This is a genomic window from Stenotrophomonas sp. S49 (assembly GCF_016624905.1).
In the GTDB taxonomy this organism is placed as follows: Bacteria; Pseudomonadota; Gammaproteobacteria; order Xanthomonadales; family Xanthomonadaceae; genus Stenotrophomonas.
The window spans coordinates 30252-47584 of record NZ_JACVUD010000029.1 but is presented as its reverse complement, the minus strand read 5'-3'; the positions used below and the strand labels follow the sequence as shown (position 1 = coordinate 47584).

Sequence of the window (17333 nt, the reverse complement as noted above, 5' to 3'; positions counted from 1 at the left end):
GCCCCCCCCCCCCCCCCCCCCCCCCCCCCCCCCCCCCCCCCCCCCCCCCGCGGGGCCCCCCCCCCCCCCCCCCCCCCCCCCCCGCTACGCAGAACCGGGGCTGCGCACCTGCTCCCAATCCAGGCCGAACTTCGCCAGGTACTTGCGCAGGCGGTCGGCGTCGTTGGTACTGGCGCGCTGGGTGCGCGACACCGCGAACAGCTCGCGGCCGGCGGCGGATAGCGACTTGGAGCGTGCGCAGACCCGCACCACTTCTTCCAGCTGCACGCGGTCGAAGCGGTCCAGCTGGTCGGCGGCGTCGCCCAGCAGGGCCTGCAGCGGTGAGGGCGCTTCGCCGCCGCGCCACTGCCGGCGCAGGCGGGCAATCTCCTCGTCCACGCCCTCGGTCTGGATGCGCCCGGCATTGGCCAGCGTGGCCAGGCGCATGATCGATGCGCCCAGGTCGCGGAAATTGCCGCGCCAGGCCGCCTCGGCGCTGGTAGCGAAGGCCAGATAGCGCGCACGTGCTTCCACGTTGAAGCGCACCCGCGCGTGCTGCTGCTGTGACCAGCGCTCCAGCTCGAACTCGATGTTCGGCTCGATGTCCTCGCTGCGCTGGGCCAGGCCGGGCAGGTGGTAGGTCCACAGGTTCAGGCGTGCCAGCAGGTCTTCGCGGAAGCGGCCTTCCAGCACCGATTGCTGCAGGTCGCGGTTGGTGCCGGCAATCAGCTGGAACTCGCTTTCCACTTCGCGATCGCTGCCCACCGGCAGGAAGCGTTTCTCCTCCAGCGCACGCAGCAGCATAGCCTGTTCGTCCAGCCCCAGTTCGCCGATTTCATCCAGGAACAGCAGCCCTTGGTGCGCCGAGCGCAGCAGGCCGGCGCGGTCCGACGATGCACCGGTGTAGGCGCCCTTGGTATGGCCGAACAGTGTGCTCATCGCACCATCGCCACGCAGGGTGGCGCAGTTCACTTCAACGAAGCGACCGGGCAACTGGTGCTTGAGCTTCTTCAGTTCGAACACGCGCTTGGCCAGCTGGCTCTTGCCGGCACCGGTGGGGCCCATCAGCAGCATCGGTGCACGCGAACGCGTGGCCACCGTTTCAATCTGCTCGATCATCGCGTTGAAGGCGGCGTTGCGGGTGGCGATGCCGCTCTTCAACAGGTCGCGGTCCTGCAGCTGCTGCTGGGCGAAGCGTTGGGCGATGTGGTCGTAGCGCGACAGGTCCAGGTCGATGACGGCGTAGCTGCCGGCCGCGCCATCCTGCTTGCGCGGCGGCGAGGTCTGCAGCAGGCGGCCGGGGAAATGCCGGCTCTCGGTGAGCAGGAACCAGCAGATCTGCGCCACGTGCGTGCCGGTGGTGATGTGGACGTAGTAGTCCTCCTCCTCCGGCTGGAACGGGTAGCCGGCCAAGAAGTCGTGCAGGGTGGCGTAGACCCCTTCGAACTCCCACGGATCGGCCAGGTAGGTGTCGTGCCGGCGCACCTGCAGGCCCGGCGCGGCCTGTGCCAGGTCGTCGCACACCACCCGCGCCAGCTTGGCGTAGCGGCGTTCGTCCAGCAGCAGTTCAACCCGGTCGGGCAGGAAATCCTCGTGCATGCCCAGCGATACCGTCGGCCGCCATTTCTGCCACCGGCCCGGTCCTTCGCCCGCGTCGAGCTGGGTGCCGAGCATGCCGAAGACGACCTGTCGCCGAGACATATCCATTCCTATAAAAGACGCGCTGTAACTATATACATTATTCGAGCGCCGCGTCGGCGATTTTTGCTTGAATCCAGTAAAAATGCAGTAAAAACAACGCCTTGATCAAGTCGATCAAAAGTTGGCACGGCCATTGCTCTATTCCAGGCAAGACACGAAGCGGGCAGTTCCCGCCGAGGACACCACGATGGCCAACCTGACGCTCTTCTCCAACATGCGTGCCCCGGCGCTGCCGCCGGCCACCACCGTCAATGAAGCCGGTGGCCTGGCCTACCGCCGCGACCCGCGTGCTGCGCTGGCCCTGTATGCGGCCACCGGCTGCCTCAACAACACCTTCTACAGCAACGCCGACGCGCAGCTGCAGCAGGTGCTGGCGCTGACCGCGCAGGTCGAGCCGGACTTCGTGGCGCGCACCGCGGTGTATGCCCGCCAGGTGGCACATATGAAGGACATGCCGGCGCTGCTGCTGGCGGTGCTCAGCCTGCGCGATGCCGCGGTGTTCGCCCAGGTGTTCCCGCAGGTGATCGACAACGGTCGCCAGCTGCGCATCTTCGTGCAGATCATGCGCAGCGGCCAGGTCGGGCGCCGTTCGCTGGGCTCGCTGCCCAAGCGTCTGGTGCGTGAGTGGATCCAGCAGGCCCCGGTGGAAACGCTGGTGCGTGCAGCCATCGGCCAGCAGCCGTCGCTGGCCGATCTGATCCGCATGGTGCACCCGAAGCCGGCCGATGCCGAGCGCAAGGCGCTGTATGCGTGGGTTGTCGGTCGTCCGTATGACGCGGCGCAGCTGCCGGCGCTGGTACGGGCCTACGAGGCGTTCAAGCGTGACCCGCAGGGGCTGCCGCCGGCGCTGCCGTTCCAGTACTTCAGCACGCTGCCGCTGGATGCGGCGCAATGGTCGGCGCTTGCGCGCAGCGCGTCGTGGCAGTCGATGCGGATGAACCTCAACACGTTCGCCCGCAACGGCGTGTTCGACGATGCGGCGATGGTGGACCTGATTGCCGCGCGGCTGCGTGACCCGCAGCAGGTACGCCGTTCGCGGGTGCTGCCGTATCAGTTGCTGATGGCGTTCCACGCCGGCAAGGGCCTGCCGTTGCCGATCCTGGAGGCGCTGCAGGATGCAATGGAGATCGCCACGGCATCGGTGCCGGTGCTGCCGGGGCGGGTAGTGGTTGCGGTGGACGTGTCCGGCTCCATGCAGTGGCCGCTGACCGGCTACCGCAAGGGCGCCAGTACGTCGGTGCGCTGCGTGGACGTGGCGGCCTTGATCGCGGCCTGCGTGCTGCGCGGTCAGCCGCAGGCCACGGTGCTGCCGTTCGACACCCAGGTGCGGCCGGTGCGGTTGAACCCGCGCGACAGCGTGATGACCCTGGCCGCGCAGTTGGCGATCAACGGCGGCGGCACCTCGGTCAGCGCACCGCTGGAAGACCTCAACCGTCGCCGCGCGCAGGTCGACCTGGTGGTGCTGGTGTCGGACAACGAGAGCTGGCGCGACACCCGCCAGGGTGGTGCGACGGCCACGATGCGGGCGTGGGAGGTGCTGAAGCAGCGTTGCCCGCAGGCGCGCCTGGTCTGCATCGACCTGCAGCCGGTGGCCAGCAGCCAGACCGTGCAGCGCGAAGACGTGCTGCACATCGGCGGCTTCAGCGATGCCGCGTTCGATCTGCTGGGCCAGTACGCGCAGGCACCGGCCGATGGCAGTGGCTGGGTGCAGCGCATCCAGGACATGACGTTGTAAGGCGGCAAGGATGTCGCCAGGGACCGCCCGGCTGGCAATGGGGCCAGCCGGGCAGGGACCCGGAATTCGAGTTTTCGCGGTGAATGCTGGTGGAACTACATTGGTTGTCCCTTCGGGGTCGGGTTCAAGTCCCGCCTTTCCTGCCGGGTGTGGGGAAAGAGACGTTCCACTCCTTTTGTCACCGCACCTGTTTCAACGCCGGCACTGCGAATGCCGGAGGAACTACAGCCTTCTAAGCTCCGGGTCGCGGGTTCGAGCCCCGCCCGCTGTGGCAACACAGCGGTAGCTCAGTGGTAGAGCAGGATGTTCCTCCACCCCTCGTCGTGCTGCCGGCACCTTTGCTTTCGTTGCGCGGGGAATGCCGGCCGAACTACATCGGAAACCCTTCGGGGTCGGGTTCAAGTCCCGGCCACCTGCCACGGCAACGCGGCAGGTGGTGCGTTCGGCCACCTTTGTCACCGCATCTTCTTTGTTTTTGTATTGGATGAAAGGAAACATCACCATGACCACTTTGAACCATGACGTGATCCAGCAGCCCGGCGCTGCACCCATCAAGCTGTGGACGCGCGGCGTGCCGCTGGAAGACCAGGCACGCGAGCAGCTGCAGAACATCGCCAGGCTGCCGTTCATCCACAAGTGGATTGCGGTGATGCCCGACGTGCACCTGGGCAAGGGCGCAACAGTGGGTTCGGTGGTACCGACCGTGGGGGCTATCATTCCCGCCGCGGTGGGCGTGGACATCGGCTGCGGCATGATGGCCGTGCGTACCACGCTCGATGCCAGCGACCTGCCGGACAATCTGTCTGCAGTGCGCAGCGCGATCGAACGAGCGGTGCCGCATGGCCGCAGCGTGACCCGTGGTGGCCGTGACAAGGGCAGCTGGGATACGCCGCCGGAGCTGGCCATCGAAGGCTGGAAGCAGCTGGTGGACGACTTCGCGCTGATCTGCGAGCGCCACCCGCGCCTGAAGAACACCAACAACCTGAAGCACCTGGGCACCCTGGGTACCGGCAACCACTTCGTGGAAGTGTGCCTGGACCAGGACCAGCGCGTGTGGTTCATGCTGCACTCCGGCTCGCGTGGCGTGGGCAATGCCATCGGCACCTACTTCATCGAACTGGCCAAGGAGGAAATGCGCCGCTGGATGATCAACCTTCCTGACCAGGACCTGGCGTACCTGCCCGAGGGCAGCCAGCACTACGGCGACTACGTGTTCGCCGTGGAGTGGGCGCAGCGTTTCGCACGCATGAACCGCGAGGTGATGATGCGCAACGTGGTGGCCGCCGTGCGCACGGTCATCAGCAAGCCGTTCCAGGCCCAGGCCGAGGCGGTGAACTGCCACCACAACTACGTGAACCGCGAGACCCACTTCGGCAAGGAGGTGATGCTGACCCGCAAGGGTGCGGTCAGTGCACGCAAGGGCGAGCTGGGCATCATACCGGGCAGCATGGGCGCCAAGAGCTTCATCGTGCGCGGGCTGGGCAACGAGGACAGCTTCCACAGCTGCAGCCATGGCGCCGGCCGCGTGATGAGCCGTACCCAGGCGCGCAAGCTGATTACCGTGGATGAACACGCCAAGGCCACCGCGCACGTGGAATGCCGCAAGGATGCGGAGGTGGTGGATGAATCGCCGGCGGCCTACAAGCCGATCGAGGCGGTGATGGAGGCCCAGCGCGATCTGGTCGAGATCGTGCACACGCTGCGCCAGGTGGTGTGCGTGAAGGGATGAAGCGGGTCGCGCGCGGCGTACACTGCGCCGCGCGCGGCAGGATGGAGGAACCCATACATGGACATGATTGAACTCGATGGCGGGCAGGGCGGAGGACAGCTGCTGCGCTCGGCCCTGACCCTGAGCCTGTGCACCGGCATTGGCTTCACCCTGCAGAACATCCGCGCGATCCGCCGCAAGCCGGGGCTGATGCGCCAGCACCTGACCGCGGTGAATGCCGCTGCACGGGTGGGCAACGCCTGCACGCATGGTGCTGCGCTGGGTGCCACCTCGCTGCGCTTCGAGCCCGGCGTGGTGAGCGCGGGCGACTACCACTTCGCCACCGGCAGTGCCGGTTCGGCCACGCTGGTGCTGCAGACCGTGCTACCGGCGTTGTGGCGCGCGCAGCAACCCTCGCGTCTGCGGCTGGAAGGTGGCACCCACAACCCGCTGGCGCCCAGCGCCGATTTCATCGCCGACAGCTACCTGCCGTCACTGGGTCGCATGGGCGTGCAGGCCGAAATGCAGTTGCTGCAGCATGGCTTCCACCCGGCCGGCGGTGGCGTGATCGAAGTGCAGGTGCAGCCGTGCGCCGCGTTGCAGGCGCCGCAGCTGGAGCAGCGGCCGGCCCTGGAGTCGATGCAGGCGCAGGTGCTGATGTCCGGCTTGTCCAGCAGCATCGGCCTGCGCGAGCTGCAGGTGCTGGCCGACACCCTGGGCGTGGATCCGCACCCGCGTCACGTGCAGTCGATCCGCCCGGCCTTGGGCCCGGGCAATGTCGTCCTGGTGCGCGTGCAGCACGGCAGCCACGTGGAAGTGTTCGATGGCCACGGCGAGCGGGGGGTGAGTGCCGAACAGGTGGGCGCACGCCTGTCCGCACGCGTGCAGCAGTACCTGCAGGGCAACGCCTACGTGGGTGAATACCTGTCCGACCAGCTGCTGCTGCCGATGGCCCTGGCCGGCGGCGGCGCCTTCACCACCCACGTCATCAGCGATCACCTGGCCAGCAACGCCCGGCTGATCGAGAAGTTCCTGCCGGTGGAATTCGACTGGCAGCCACAGGATGGCGCCTGGCGGGTGACCGTCGAGGCGTAGCTGCCCAGCGCCCCGCCGTGCGATGCCCGGCGGGCGTCAATCCCACGCCGCATTGATCCTGCTCAAGGCACGGCGTGCACATCGGCTGTGTAATGGTGGTGTTCCCATTCGGCAGATCGCCACGGAGCCCCACCATGTACACGCGCATCCTGATCGCCACCGACGGTTCCGAGCTGGCCGACAAGGGCCTGGCCAAGGGTCTGGAGCTGGCCAAGGACCTCAATGCCGAGGTCGATATCGTGACGGTGTCCGAGCCGTGGGCCGTCGGCATGTACGACGCCATGGGCTGGAGCGTGGGCTACATGAACAGCCCCGAGTACAAGGCCGACCGCGAGGAAGGGGCACAGAAGGTGCTGCAGCCGGCGCTGGCCAAGGCCGCCGAACAGGGCATCAAGGCCAACCCGGTGCATGTGCTGGACCGCTACGCGGCTGACGGCATCATCGAAACCGCCGCTGATCGCAACAGCGATCTGATCGTGATGACCTCGCACGGCCGCCGTGGGGTGACCCGCGTGCTGCTGGGCAGCCAGACCGCCGAAGTGCTGGCGCGCAGCTCGCTGCCGGTGCTGGTCATCCGCTGAATTCATGCGTTCCCGGGGAGGGGACCGACGCCGGTGCGCAGGATGCGTACCGGCGTCATCTTTTGTGGCGTTCGGGCGTGATGGGGTCAGAGCCCTTTCCTGCGGAAAGGGATCCGACCCCGCACTTCATCACCAGCTGTACAGCTTCCAGTACACCGGCGACACGCCATCCTTGTCGTTGTCCATGCGGCCGTCGCCGTTCCGGTCATACATGTAGAACGGTGCGCCCCGCGACGGGGTGACCTTGACCATGCGCAGCTGGCCGGACACGCGGTACTCCTCGATGGTATCGCCGTTGTCCATGGTGCGGCTGGACACTTCGGCACCGTTCACGTCCACCGGGGGAGCGCCGGCACCGCCCATGCTGGCGCAGCCAGCAAGCAGGAGCACGGACGCCAGCATCAGGGTCTTCATCGGCAGGGCCTTTGCCTGGAACGGGTCTTGATTATGCCCCATCACCGTGTCGCCGCCGTGCAGGCGCGGGCGCGTAGAATCGCCGCATGAGCAGATTAGTCCTGATCGACGGGTCCAGTTACCTGTACCGCGCGTTCCACGCGCTGCCGCCCCTGTCCAATGCACAGGGTGAACCCACCGGCGCGCTGTTCGGCGTGGTCAACATGCTGCGGTCCACACTGAAGGAGCGCCCGGCCTACGTCGCCTTCGTGGTGGATGCGCCAGGCAAGACCTTCCGCGATGACCTGTACGATCAGTACAAGGCCAATCGCCCGCCCATGCCCGACGACCTGCGCAGCCAGGTGGAACCGATGTGCCGCATCGTCGAAGCGCTGGGCATCAGCATCCTGCGCATTCCCGGCGTGGAGGCCGACGATGTGATCGGCACGCTGGCCCTGCAGGGCGTGGCGCAGGACCTGAAGGTGACCATTTCCACCGGCGACAAGGATTTCGCCCAGCTGGTGCGCCCGGGCATCGAACTGGTGAACACCATGACCGGCAGCCGCATGGATTCGGATGCGGCCGTCATGGACAAGTTCGGTGTGCGCGCCGACCAGATCATCGACCTGCTGGCGCTGATGGGCGACACCGTGGACAACGTGCCGGGTGTGGAGAAGTGCGGGCCGAAGACCGCGGCCAAGTGGTTGGCCGAATACCAGACGCTGGACGGGGTAATGGCCGCCGCCCCGACCATGAAGGGCAAGATCGGCGAAAACCTGCGCGCGGCGCTGGACCGCCTGCCGCTGAACCGCGATCTGGTGACCATCCGCACCGACGTGGAGCTGGAGGCGAGCCCGTCCACGCTGGCGCTGCGCGAGCAGGACGTGCCGGTGCTGACCGAGCTTTACGCGCGCTACGGCTTCACCCAGGCGCTGAAGGAGCTGGGTGCGCCGCTGCCGGCCCCGACCGCCGCCAGCGAAGCCACCCCCAGCCTGCGTGGCACCGCCGCCGGTTTCGCCCGCGGCAGCGCCGAAGCGCCGGCGGCGGGTGAACTGGACCCGGCGCTGGCCGCACCGGGCGAGTACGAAACCGTGCTGACCGACGAGCAGTTGCAGGCCTGGGTGCAGCGCCTGCAGCAGGCCGAGCTGATCAGCTTCGATACCGAAACCGATGCGCTGGACGCAATGCGTGCGCGCCTGGTCGGCATCAGCCTGGCGGTGGAGCCGGGCAAGGCCGCCTACATTCCGGTCGGCCACGACTACCCCGGTGCGCCGGCGCAGCTGCCGCTGCAGCAGGTGCTGGACGCGCTGCGCCCGCTGCTGCAGGACCCGGCGAAGAAGAAGCTGGGCCAGCATGGCAAGTACGACCTGCACGTGCTGCGCCGCCACGGCGTGGAGGTGCAGGGCTACTACGACGACACCATGCTTGAGAGCTTCGTGCTCAATTCCACGGCCACCCGCCACGACATGGATTCGCTGGCCCTGCGCTATCTGGGCTACAACACCATCAAGTTCGAGGATGTGGCCGGCAAGGGCGCCAAGCAGATTCCGTTCTCGCAGGTGGGTATCGACGAAGCCAGCCGCTACGCGGCCGAGGACGCCGACATCACCCTGCGCCTGCACCACGCGCTGCGCCCGCAGCTGCTGGCCGAGCCGAGCCTGGACAGCGTGTACCGCAGCATCGAGATGCCGCTGGTGCCGGTGCTGACCACCATCGAAGCCAACGGCGTGCACATCGACACCGCCGAACTGCGCCGGCAGAGCCAGGACCTGTCCTCGCGCATGCTGGCCGCGCAGCAGAAGGCCACCGAACTGGCCGGCCGCAGCTTCAACCTGGATTCGCCCAAGCAGCTGCAGGCCGTGCTGTTCGACGAGCTGAAGCTGCCGGCGGTGGTGAAGACCCCCAAGGGCCAGCCCAGCACGAACGAGGAAGCACTGGAGGCCATTGCCGACCAGCACGAGCTGCCGCGGGTGATCCTGGAATACCGTGGCCTGGCAAAGCTGCGCAGCACCTACACCGACAAGCTGCCGGAGATGGTGAACCCGGACACCGGCCGCGTACACACCAGCTACCACCAGTCCGGTGCCGCCACCGGCCGCCTGTCCTCTTCGGACCCGAACCTGCAGAACATCCCGATCCGCACCGACGATGGCCGCCGCATCCGCCGCGCCTTCGTCGCCCCGGACGGCTGTCAGCTGCTGGCGGCTGACTATTCGCAGATCGAGCTGCGCATCATGGCCCACCTGTCCGAAGACCCGGGACTGGTGCGCGCCTTCGAGCAGGGCGCCGACGTGCACCGTGCCACCGCCGCCGAAGTGTTCGGCCGCGCGCTGGACGAGGTGACGCCCAACGAGCGCCGCGCCGCCAAGGCCATCAACTTCGGCCTGATGTACGGCATGAGCGCCTTCGGCCTGGCCCGCAACCTGGGCATCGACCGCGGCCAGGCGCAGGACTACGTGGCGCTGTACTTCAGCCGCTACCCGGGCGTGCGTGACTTCATGGAACGCATGCGCCAGCAGGCGCGCGAGCAGGGCTATGTGGAAACCCTGTTCGGCCGCCGCCTGTACCTGAATGACATCAACGCCCGCAACCAGGGCCTGCGCGCCGGCGCTGAACGGGCGGCCATCAACGCCCCCATGCAGGGCACGGCGGCGGACATCATCAAGCGGGCAATGGTGTCGGTGGACCAGTGGCTGCGCGACAGCGGGGCACCGGCGCGGATGATCCTGCAGGTGCACGATGAACTGGTCTTCGAAAGCGCGGCCGGTTTCACAGAGGAATTGCGTAAGCACGTGGTCGAACACATGTCGCAAGCGGCACAGTTGCGGGTGCCGCTGGTGGTCGATACCGGCATTGGCAGCAACTGGGACGAAGCGCACTGAGTCGCATTTCGGCCTGTAGCGACGTGAATTCATTCATTTCAGGGGATTTTCTGACTCGAAGATGAATGTTTCTGGAGGGGCGCACGATTAAATGGGCGCCCTTCACGAACCGTTAGTGTTCGGGGTGTTTCTATAACTCTCGACAGGCGCAACGCCTGTTGTGGATCTCTCCCATCCCCTGGAGCAGATCTCGGAACGGGGGCTCCTCCCCAAGCGCCCGTTCCCCGGCCCCGTTGACCTCCCCCTGGTCAGCGGGGCTTTTTATTTGTCCCCTGCTGAGCCACGCTGGGCCATCGCTCCGCAGGGGAACCGGCAATGCACGACCTGTTCGCACTGGCCATGCCGTGGTGGGAATTCATCCTGCGCGCGGTGGTGGTCTACACCGTGGTGCTGGGCATGGTGCGGCTGGGCGGCAAGCGCGCGCTGGGGCAGATCACCCCGTTCGACGTGCTGCTGATCGTGCTGCTGGGCAACGCTGTACAGAATGCCTTGCTGGGCAGTGATACGTCACTGGGCGGTGGCCTGCTGCTGGCGGCCACGCTGATCCTGCTGAACTACGCCGTGGGCTGGCTGACCACGCGCAGCCGGCGCATGGAGCGGGTGATCGAAGGCGAGCCGGTGGTGATCGGGCGCGATGGGCGCTGGTTCGACAGCGTGCTGCGCCGTGAACAGGTGACCCGCGCCGACGTGGAAGCCGCGCTGCGCCAGCAGGGCTGCCTGGGCGTGGATGAAGTGGCCCTGGCGCTGCTGGAGAACAACGGCCACATCACCATCATTCCACGGCAGAAGACGGCCGCGTGATACCGCGCGATGCAGCGCGTGCGCGACCGTGCGCCCCGCCCTCGCAACATCGCGCGTGCTCGACGCTACGCCCCGCTCCCGCAATGTCGAAAAGCTCCGCTCCGGTAGAGTCGAGCTTGCTCGACTGCGGTTGGCGCAATGCGAAAAGCAGTCGAGCAAGCTCGACGCTACGGGCATTGCGGCGTGGCGTTACACCCAGTCGCGCGGCCCCGACCGCAAGCTCCGCTCCGGTAGAGTCGAGCTTGCTCGACTGCGGTTGGCGCCATGCGAAAAGCAGTCGAGCAAGCTCGACGCTACGGGCATCGCGGCGTTGCGTTACACCCAGTCGCGCGGCCCCGACTGCAAGCTCCGCTCCGGTAGAGTCGAGCTTGCTCGACTGCGGTTGGCGCCATGCGAAAAGCAGTCGAGCAAGCTCGACGCTACGGGCATCGCGGCATGGCGTTACACCCAGTCGCGCGGTACCAGGTAATCGGCCAGGCGCGCCTCGGCGCTGCCGGCTTCGGGGCTGAACCCGTATTCCCAGCGCACGCGCGGCGGCAGGCTCATCAGGATGCTTTCGCTGCGGCCGCCGCTCTGCAGCCCGAACAGGGTGCCGCGGTCGTAGACCAGGTTGAATTCCACATAGCGGCCGCGACGGTACAGCTGGAACTCGCGCTCGCGCTCACCGTAGGCGGCATCCTTGCGCCGCTGCACGATCGGCAGGTAAGCCTGCAGGAAGCCGTCGCCCACCGCGCGCAGGTAGTCGAAATCGCGTTCGAAATCGCCGTGCAGGTCGTCGAAGAACAGCCCGCCCACGCCGCGCGTTTCGTTGCGGTGGCGCAGGAAGAAGTACTCGTCGCACCAGCGCTTGTGTGCGGCGTAGCGTTCTTCACCGAACGGCGCGCACAGGTCGCGGGCCACCCCATGCCAGTGCTGCACGTCCTCGTCCTGCGGATAGAACGGGGTCAGGTCGAAGCCGCCGCCGAACCAGCTGGCCACCACTTCGCCGTCGCGCTGTGCCTGGAAGAAGCGCACGTTGGCGTGGGTGGTGGGCACGTGCGGGTTCAGCGGATGGAACACCAGCGACACGCCCGTGGCGCGCCACGATGCGCCGGCCAGCTCCGGCCGGTTGGCCGACGCCGACGGCGGCAGGCGGCTGCCGCAGACATCGGAAAAGCCGATGCCGGCCTGTTCGAACACCGCACCGTCGCGCAGCACGCGGGTACGCCCGCCACCGCCCTCGGCGCGTTGCCACAGGTCTTCCTGGAAGCGCGCGCTGCCATCGGCGGCTTCAATGGCCGCACAGATACGGTCCTGCAGGTCGGTCAGGTAGGCGCGCACGCGCTCGAATTCGTTCATGCCGCGTACTTTACCGCAGCGGTGGCGCCCTTCAGCGGAACCGCGCGCGGATGTCCGGCCGCAGCAGGCGCCAGCCCAGCCAGCCCTGCAGGCCGGCGAACAGCACCGAGGTGCCCAGCAGCGTGAGCGTCATCAGCAGGCGCTGCACCTGCAGCTGCTGCTGCAGCTCGGCATCGTTGGCGGCCAGCCCGATGAACTGCAGCATCACCACATCCAGCCACCAGGTGATGACGAAGTTGGCCAGTGCGCTCAGGGCCAGCGCCCATACGAAGGCCCACAGGCCCCAGCGGCGCTCGCGCCACAGGCCCCAGCTGGCCAGGGTGGAGCCCAGGCACAGCAGCGCAGCGATCAGGGACGTCGCCACCGGGTGCGCGAGCATCCACAGCAGGCTGCCATCCAGCTGGTTTTCCCAGGCCAGCTTCACCAGCGCCTGCCAGAGCGCGGTCGGCGCCAGCACGGCCGCCACCACGGCCTGGCCCAGGAAGTAGACCACCATCAGCAGGCACAGCCAGAACGAGCCCTGTGCCAGCGGTTTCACCCAGCTGTTGCGCGGGGCCGCGGCCGGCGAGGGAAGATCGGGAATGGAGGAAGACATCCGGTGTCCTTGCGCTGCGATGGCGCCCGCCAGGTCAGCGGGCCGTCGCCAGGGCGGCGACCGCCGGCAGGATATGGTGTTCACTCAAGGGTGCCAAGGGTAGGCCGTGCGGCGGCTGCAGCGGCACCCAGGCCAGTTCGGCAATTTCGGCCTGCGCGCGGGGCGTGCCCGCCACCTGTACCCACCAGGCATCTGCCTGCACCCGGTGGCCGGGTTCGTTCACCGCCCAGTCCTGGAAGCGGCCCAGCGCGATGGCCGAATCACGCTGCAGCTGCACGCCCAGTTCCTCGTGCAGCTCGCGCGCCAGCGCGGTCAGCGCCGCTTCGCCGGGCTCGGGCTTGCCTCCGGGCTGGATGAAGCGCTGGGCGCCGTGCTTGCGCACCACCAGCGCCCGGCCGCGGTCATCAAGGATGACCGCGGCCACGATCTGGATCGTGGCCGCGGCGTCGCTCACTTCAGGTTCTGCTCGAACAGTTTGAGGATGCGCTTGTACTGGTCCAGCCAGGAATCGGCACGGGTGTAGCCGTGGCGCTCCAGCGGGTACGGCGCGATGGACCAGTTGTCCTTGTGCAGCTCGATCAGGCGCTGGGTCAGGTGCACCGAATCCTGGAAGAACACGTTGTCATCCATCATGCCGTGGGCGATCAGCAGGTTGTCCTGCAGGTTCTGCGCGTACTCGATGGGCGAGGACGTGCGGTACGCCTCCGGGTCGATGTCCGGGGTGTTCAGGATGTTGCTGGTGTAGGCGTGGTTGTAGTTGTTCCAGTCCACCACCGGGCGCAGCGCGGCGCCGGCCTTGAACGTGCCCGGCGAACGGAACAGCGCCATGAAGGTCATGAAGCCGCCGTAGGAACCGCCGTAGATGCCGGCGTGGTCGCGGTCACCCTGCTGGGTGTCCACCAGCCAGTCCAGGCCGTCCTTGTAGTCTTCCAGTTCCGGGTGGCCCATGTTGCGGTAGATGGCCGTGCGCCAGTCGCGGCCGTAGCCCTCGCTGCCGCGGTAATCCATGTCCAGCACGATGTAGCCCTTTTCCACCAGCAGGTTGTGGAACATCTGCTCGCGGAAATAGGCCGGGTAGCGCTGGTGCACGTTCTGCAGGTAGCCGGCGCCGTGCACGAACATCACGATCGGGTACTTCTTGCCCGGTTCCTTGTGCTCGGGTTCGTAGTACTTGGCCCAGACCACGCCGGCGCCGTGCTTGGACGGCACCGCCACCAGCTTCGGCTGCACCCACTCACGCGCCTTGTACTCGGCGGTGCGGGTGTCGGTCAGCACGCGGGCCTGGCCATCACCGGTACTCGGCACCACCGCCAGCTGCGGCGGCAGGTAGGCGCCGGAATAGCGCACCAGCAGCTGCTGGCCGTCCGGCGACAGCGAGAAGTCTTCCACGCCGTTCAGGCTGGTCAGTTCGCGCACCTGGCGGCTGCCGGTGTCGACCGCGCAGACTTCGTAGTCGTGCGGGGCCTGCTGGTTGCACAGGAAGTAGAAGCCCTTGCCGTCGGCCGACAGCACCGGCGCGGAGGTTTCCCACTTGCCGCCGGTCAGCGCCTGCGGCTTGGCCGTGCCAGCCTGGGTGTACAGGTGCGAGTAGCCCGACTCTTCCGAAAGCAGCCACAGGGTGCGGCCGTCGGCCATCCAGCCGAAATCGTTGAAGCCCCAGTTGATCCAGGCGTTGTCGGTCAGCCGGTGGCGGTTCTGCACGCGGCCATCGTTGCCCACGCTGACGATCCAGCGGTCCTTGTTGTCGTTGGCGCGCAGCATCACCGCGGCCTGCTGGCCGTCGGCGCTCCAGCGCATGCCGCCGCCCATGAAGTCGCTCATCACCTGCACGCTGCGGTCGCCCTTCAGCGCGTCCTTGCCGGCCTTGCGGCGCAGCTCGGCCAGCGGGTCGGTGCCGATGCCCGGCAGGCCCGACAGCGACAGCTTCTGAGCCTTGCCGGTACGCACGTCGACGAACCACAGGGTGTGCGGTTCAAAGCCGTTGCGGCCGACGCGGGTGCGGGTGTCCTCGGTTTCCTCGTAGCCCGATTCGGTCACGTACAGCGGCATCTTGCTGGTGCGGCCGTCGTCGAAATCCTTGGCCTTGGTGGCCACGATCAGGTGGCCCAGGTCCGGTGACAGCAGGCTGTCGACGATCTCCACGTCGGCGCCCAGGTAGATCGGAGCGGCCGCACGGGTCGGGTCGGCCTGGCGCCAGCGCTGGTCCTGGTCCTTCAGCGCTTCGCGCTGGTCACGGTCGCGGCGCAGGGTTTCCAGGGTGCGCAGCTGCTGGTCGCGCAGCAGGTCATCCTTGGGCTTGCTGGCCGGGTCCTTGTCGGCCTTCAGGCTGGCCACCTGCTGCACGCCGCTGGCGGCGGTCCAGTGGAACCAGTTCTGGCCCACGCGCCAGATCACGCCGTTGTCGGCGGCGAAGTTCACCCCGGTGGCACGCTCGTTGCTGCGGGTCAGCTGGGTCAGCGCGCCACTGCGCAGGTCGCGCACGAACACATCGCCATTGCGCACGAAGGCGCTGCGGCTGCGGGTGCGGTCGTAGACCGGATCGGCCACGTCCAGGCTGCCGCGCTGGTCATCGGCCACCTGCGCGGCGGCGCCACCGGCCAGCGGCTGGCGGAAGGTGTCGCGCACCGGGCTGCCATTGCGCTTGAGCTGGTATTCCACCTGCTGGCTGTTCCACGACCACCAGGCCTTTTCCACCGGCGGACCGATCCAGTCCGGGTCGGCCATGGCCTGTTCGATGGTGATCGGCGTGGGCGCGGCATGCGCGGCCGGTGCGGCCAGGATGGCCGACAGCAGAAGGGACAGGGGCAGCACTCGGGACATGGGCGGACGGCACCAGATGAGGAAACCGGGCAAGGGTAGCAGCCGCCCGCGCCGGGAGAGGGGGCCACAGGTCATGGCAGCGGGATCGGCAAAGCCGTGCAACCGGCAGCCGGTCCTGCGCATCCAATCTCCTGAACCCGCATCATCCACCGAACAGGAGCCCGACCATGCAGGAACTCATTCCGATCACCCTCTTCATCTGCATCGCCTATGCGATCCATGCCCTGGCCGATGCGCGCGCCCGCAGCAAGCTGGTTGCCCCGCACGTGCCGGAGGAGGTGATCCGTTCGCTGGCGGTGCTGGAAGAAGAGCGCCGCCGCCAGGGCGCGCTGCGCTGGGGCATCAGCCTGGTCAGCCTGGCCGTGGCCATGGGCCTGCTGGAGGCGATGGGCGCGCGCGAGCTGACCTTTGGCGCGGCCGCCGCACTGGCCGGCAGTGCCGGTCTGGGCCAGCTGCTGGCCTGGCACTTCACCCGTCCTGCCCTGCGCAAGGGCTGAGGCCGGCATGCCACGGGCACAGGGGGCGCCCCGCGCATGAGCCTGCTGGGCGGAGCACTGGCTGCATTGCGGGGGCGTCGCCACGACGTCCCCGCAGAGCCTCTACCGGAAGCTGACGACGACCGCGCGCTGGTGCGGGCGATCATCGATGGCTCGCAGCCGGCGTTCGCGCAGTTGGTGCAGGCTCACCAGCGCACCTGCGCGCACGTGATCGGACGCATGGTCGGCGACCGTGACCAGGTGGCCGACCTGCTGCAGGAAACTTTCCTGGCGGTATTCCGCCAGTTGCACCGTTTCCGCTTTGAATCCTCGCTGCGTACCTGGGTTTCGCGGGTGGCCTACACCACGGCGCTGCAGTACCTGCGCCGGCGGCGGCTGGAAGCGCAATGGATGGTGGCGGTGGAGGTGCCGGAGGAGCTGGGCGTGGGTGACGAAGGCCCCGGGCCGGCGGAACTGAGCGAGGCACTGCAGGCCGGGCGCCAGCTGGGCGCGGCACTGGAGCGCTTGAGTGCGCCGCAACGGCTGATCGTGGGCCTGCATTACCTGGAGGATTTCGACCTGGCCGAGATCGAGCAGGTGACCGGGTTGCCACGCGGTACCATCAAGAGCCACCTGTACCGCGCGCGGCAGACCCTGAAGCAGGAGCTGACCCGACGCGCCACCGCCGGAGAGCTGCTGTGAGCGAAGCCAACGACCCCCGCGATGCCGATGCGCGCGCGCTGTCGCGGGCGCTGCGCGAGCAGGAAGCAGCGACGCCCGACGTGAGCGAGGCGCTGCAGCAGCGGTTGCAGGCGGAAACCCGCGACAGCGGGGTGGGCTACGTGGTGGTGCAGGTGCTGCTGGTGTGTGCGCTGCTGGCCGCCGGCGCCTGGTATTTCTGGCGGTGAAGCCCCCGCCGGGCATGGCCCGGCGCTACCTCGGCCGATTCCAGGGTAGCGGCGGGGCCGGGCCCGCGCGGCGGCCCCCCCCCCCCCCGCCCGGCCCCCCCCCCGGCGCCCCCCCCCCGGGGCCCCCCCCCCCCCCCCCCCGCGAATCGGCACCAGGCCCAGCGGCAGGGCCCCGCGCATGGCGATGCGTTCGTCGGATCGGCGCCCGCAGGTCATGGGGCGCGGCCATGCCCGGCGGTGTCTGACCGCCCCTGCGACATAGTGAAGCAGCGCGTCACCCGGTCGCATCCCGCCTTAACCAAATCTTCCTAAAGTGGTCCG

General features: G+C 68.0%; 15 protein-coding genes. 9 read left to right on the top strand and 6 right to left on the bottom strand.

The window, feature by feature from the left end; all coding sequences use genetic code 11:
* Positions 1-84 precede the first annotated feature (84 nt).
* On the bottom strand, positions 85-1680 hold the full coding sequence (gene rtcR / locus IAE58_RS08685) for an RNA repair transcriptional activator RtcR (protein ID WP_199932973.1): 1596 nt from the start codon (positions 1678-1680) through the stop codon (positions 85-87).
* Positions 1681-1867: 187 nt separating this feature from the next.
* Here rtcR and IAE58_RS08680 point away from each other — a divergent pair, with 187 nt between their 5' ends.
* The 4 genes from IAE58_RS08680 to IAE58_RS08665 all read left to right on the top strand — a co-directional run bounded on the left by IAE58_RS08680 (position 1868) and on the right by IAE58_RS08665 (position 6799).
* On the top strand, positions 1868-3415 hold the full coding sequence (locus IAE58_RS08680) for a VWA domain-containing protein (protein ID WP_199932972.1): 1548 nt from the start codon (positions 1868-1870) through the stop codon (positions 3413-3415).
* Between the two features lie 502 nt (positions 3416-3917).
* On the top strand, positions 3918-5144 hold the full coding sequence (locus IAE58_RS08675; RefSeq protein ID WP_199932971.1) for an RtcB family protein: 1227 nt from the start codon (positions 3918-3920) through the stop codon (positions 5142-5144).
* Between the two features lie 57 nt (positions 5145-5201).
* Positions 5202-6218, top strand: coding sequence for an RNA 3'-terminal phosphate cyclase (gene rtcA, locus IAE58_RS08670; RefSeq protein WP_199932970.1), 1017 nt, complete (start codon positions 5202-5204; stop codon positions 6216-6218).
* Between the two features lie 134 nt (positions 6219-6352).
* Positions 6353-6799: a universal stress protein gene (locus IAE58_RS08665; RefSeq protein WP_108754591.1), complete on the top strand. Its 447-nt coding sequence runs from the start codon at positions 6353-6355 to the stop codon at positions 6797-6799.
* 129 nt (positions 6800-6928) lie between these two features.
* Here IAE58_RS08665 and IAE58_RS08660 read toward each other — a convergent pair whose 3' ends face one another.
* Entirely contained in the window at positions 6929-7213 is a 285-nt protein-coding gene (locus tag IAE58_RS08660; protein WP_199932969.1) for a DUF2782 domain-containing protein, read from the bottom strand.
* An 86-nt stretch (positions 7214-7299) separates the two neighbouring features.
* Between IAE58_RS08660 and polA the strand changes: the two genes are divergently transcribed.
* Positions 7300-10074 (top strand): DNA polymerase I, encoded by a 2775-nt coding sequence (polA, locus tag IAE58_RS08655; RefSeq protein ID WP_199932968.1) that lies wholly within the window; start codon positions 7300-7302, stop codon positions 10072-10074.
* Positions 10075-10389: 315 nt separating this feature from the next.
* Positions 10390-10875: a YetF domain-containing protein gene (locus IAE58_RS08650; protein ID WP_199932967.1), complete on the top strand. Its 486-nt coding sequence runs from the start codon at positions 10390-10392 to the stop codon at positions 10873-10875.
* A gap of 441 nt (positions 10876-11316) precedes the next feature.
* Here IAE58_RS08650 and hemF read toward each other — a convergent pair whose 3' ends face one another.
* Genes hemF through IAE58_RS08630 form a run of 4 tightly spaced genes read right to left on the bottom strand, consistent with a single transcriptional unit; the run spans position 11317 to position 15628 of the window.
* A complete protein-coding gene (gene hemF / locus IAE58_RS08645) occupies positions 11317-12213 on the bottom strand; it encodes an oxygen-dependent coproporphyrinogen oxidase (protein WP_108751334.1) in 897 nt (298 codons plus the stop codon).
* A gap of 31 nt (positions 12214-12244) precedes the next feature.
* The gene (locus IAE58_RS08640) at positions 12245-12808 is read right to left on the bottom strand and encodes a hypothetical protein (protein ID WP_199932966.1); all 564 of its coding nucleotides are present in this window, start codon (positions 12806-12808) and stop codon (positions 12245-12247) included.
* 34 nt (positions 12809-12842) lie between these two features.
* Positions 12843-13262 (bottom strand): NUDIX domain-containing protein, encoded by a 420-nt coding sequence (locus tag IAE58_RS08635; protein WP_164274942.1) that lies wholly within the window; start codon positions 13260-13262, stop codon positions 12843-12845.
* Positions 13259-15628 (bottom strand): S9 family peptidase, encoded by a 2370-nt coding sequence (locus tag IAE58_RS08630; protein WP_199932965.1) that lies wholly within the window; start codon positions 15626-15628, stop codon positions 13259-13261. Before IAE58_RS08630 ends, IAE58_RS08635 begins: the two co-directional genes overlap by 4 nt.
* Positions 15629-15795: 167 nt before the next feature.
* On the opposite strand from IAE58_RS08630, the gene IAE58_RS08625 reads away from it, so the two are divergent.
* Genes IAE58_RS08625 through IAE58_RS08615 form a run of 3 tightly spaced genes read left to right on the top strand, consistent with a single transcriptional unit; the run spans position 15796 to position 17012 of the window.
* Positions 15796-16125, top strand: a complete 330-nt coding sequence (locus IAE58_RS08625) for a hypothetical protein (protein ID WP_108754583.1) — start codon at positions 15796-15798, stop codon at positions 16123-16125.
* 36 nt (positions 16126-16161) lie between these two features.
* Positions 16162-16806: a sigma-70 family RNA polymerase sigma factor gene (locus tag IAE58_RS08620; protein WP_199932964.1), complete on the top strand. Its 645-nt coding sequence runs from the start codon at positions 16162-16164 to the stop codon at positions 16804-16806.
* Positions 16803-17012 carry a hypothetical protein gene (locus tag IAE58_RS08615; RefSeq protein WP_199932963.1) on the top strand — a complete coding sequence of 70 codons (210 nt, stop codon included), beginning with the start codon at positions 16803-16805 and terminating at the stop codon, positions 17010-17012. The genes IAE58_RS08620 and IAE58_RS08615 overlap by 4 nt, the downstream gene beginning before the upstream one ends.
* Positions 17013-17333 lie beyond the last annotated feature (321 nt).

Coding starts and splice junctions, on each gene's coding strand:
- rtcR (WP_199932973.1), bottom strand. CDS start 1,680: ATGTCTCGGCGACAGGTCGTCTTCGGCATGCTCGGCACCCAGCTCGAC.
- IAE58_RS08680 (WP_199932972.1), top strand. CDS start 1,868: ATGGCCAACCTGACGCTCTTCTCCAACATGCGTGCCCCGGCGCTGCCG.
- IAE58_RS08675 (WP_199932971.1), top strand. CDS start 3,918: ATGACCACTTTGAACCATGACGTGATCCAGCAGCCCGGCGCTGCACCC.
- rtcA (WP_199932970.1), top strand. CDS start 5,202: ATGGACATGATTGAACTCGATGGCGGGCAGGGCGGAGGACAGCTGCTG.
- IAE58_RS08665 (WP_108754591.1), top strand. CDS start 6,353: ATGTACACGCGCATCCTGATCGCCACCGACGGTTCCGAGCTGGCCGAC.
- IAE58_RS08660 (WP_199932969.1), bottom strand. CDS start 7,213: ATGAAGACCCTGATGCTGGCGTCCGTGCTCCTGCTTGCTGGCTGCGCC.
- polA (WP_199932968.1), top strand. CDS start 7,300: ATGAGCAGATTAGTCCTGATCGACGGGTCCAGTTACCTGTACCGCGCG.
- IAE58_RS08650 (WP_199932967.1), top strand. CDS start 10,390: ATGCACGACCTGTTCGCACTGGCCATGCCGTGGTGGGAATTCATCCTG.
- hemF (WP_108751334.1), bottom strand. CDS start 12,213: ATGAACGAATTCGAGCGCGTGCGCGCCTACCTGACCGACCTGCAGGAC.
- IAE58_RS08640 (WP_199932966.1), bottom strand. CDS start 12,808: ATGTCTTCCTCCATTCCCGATCTTCCCTCGCCGGCCGCGGCCCCGCGC.
- IAE58_RS08630 (WP_199932965.1), bottom strand. CDS start 15,628: ATGTCCCGAGTGCTGCCCCTGTCCCTTCTGCTGTCGGCCATCCTGGCC.
- IAE58_RS08625 (WP_108754583.1), top strand. CDS start 15,796: ATGCAGGAACTCATTCCGATCACCCTCTTCATCTGCATCGCCTATGCG.
- IAE58_RS08620 (WP_199932964.1), top strand. CDS start 16,162: ATGAGCCTGCTGGGCGGAGCACTGGCTGCATTGCGGGGGCGTCGCCAC.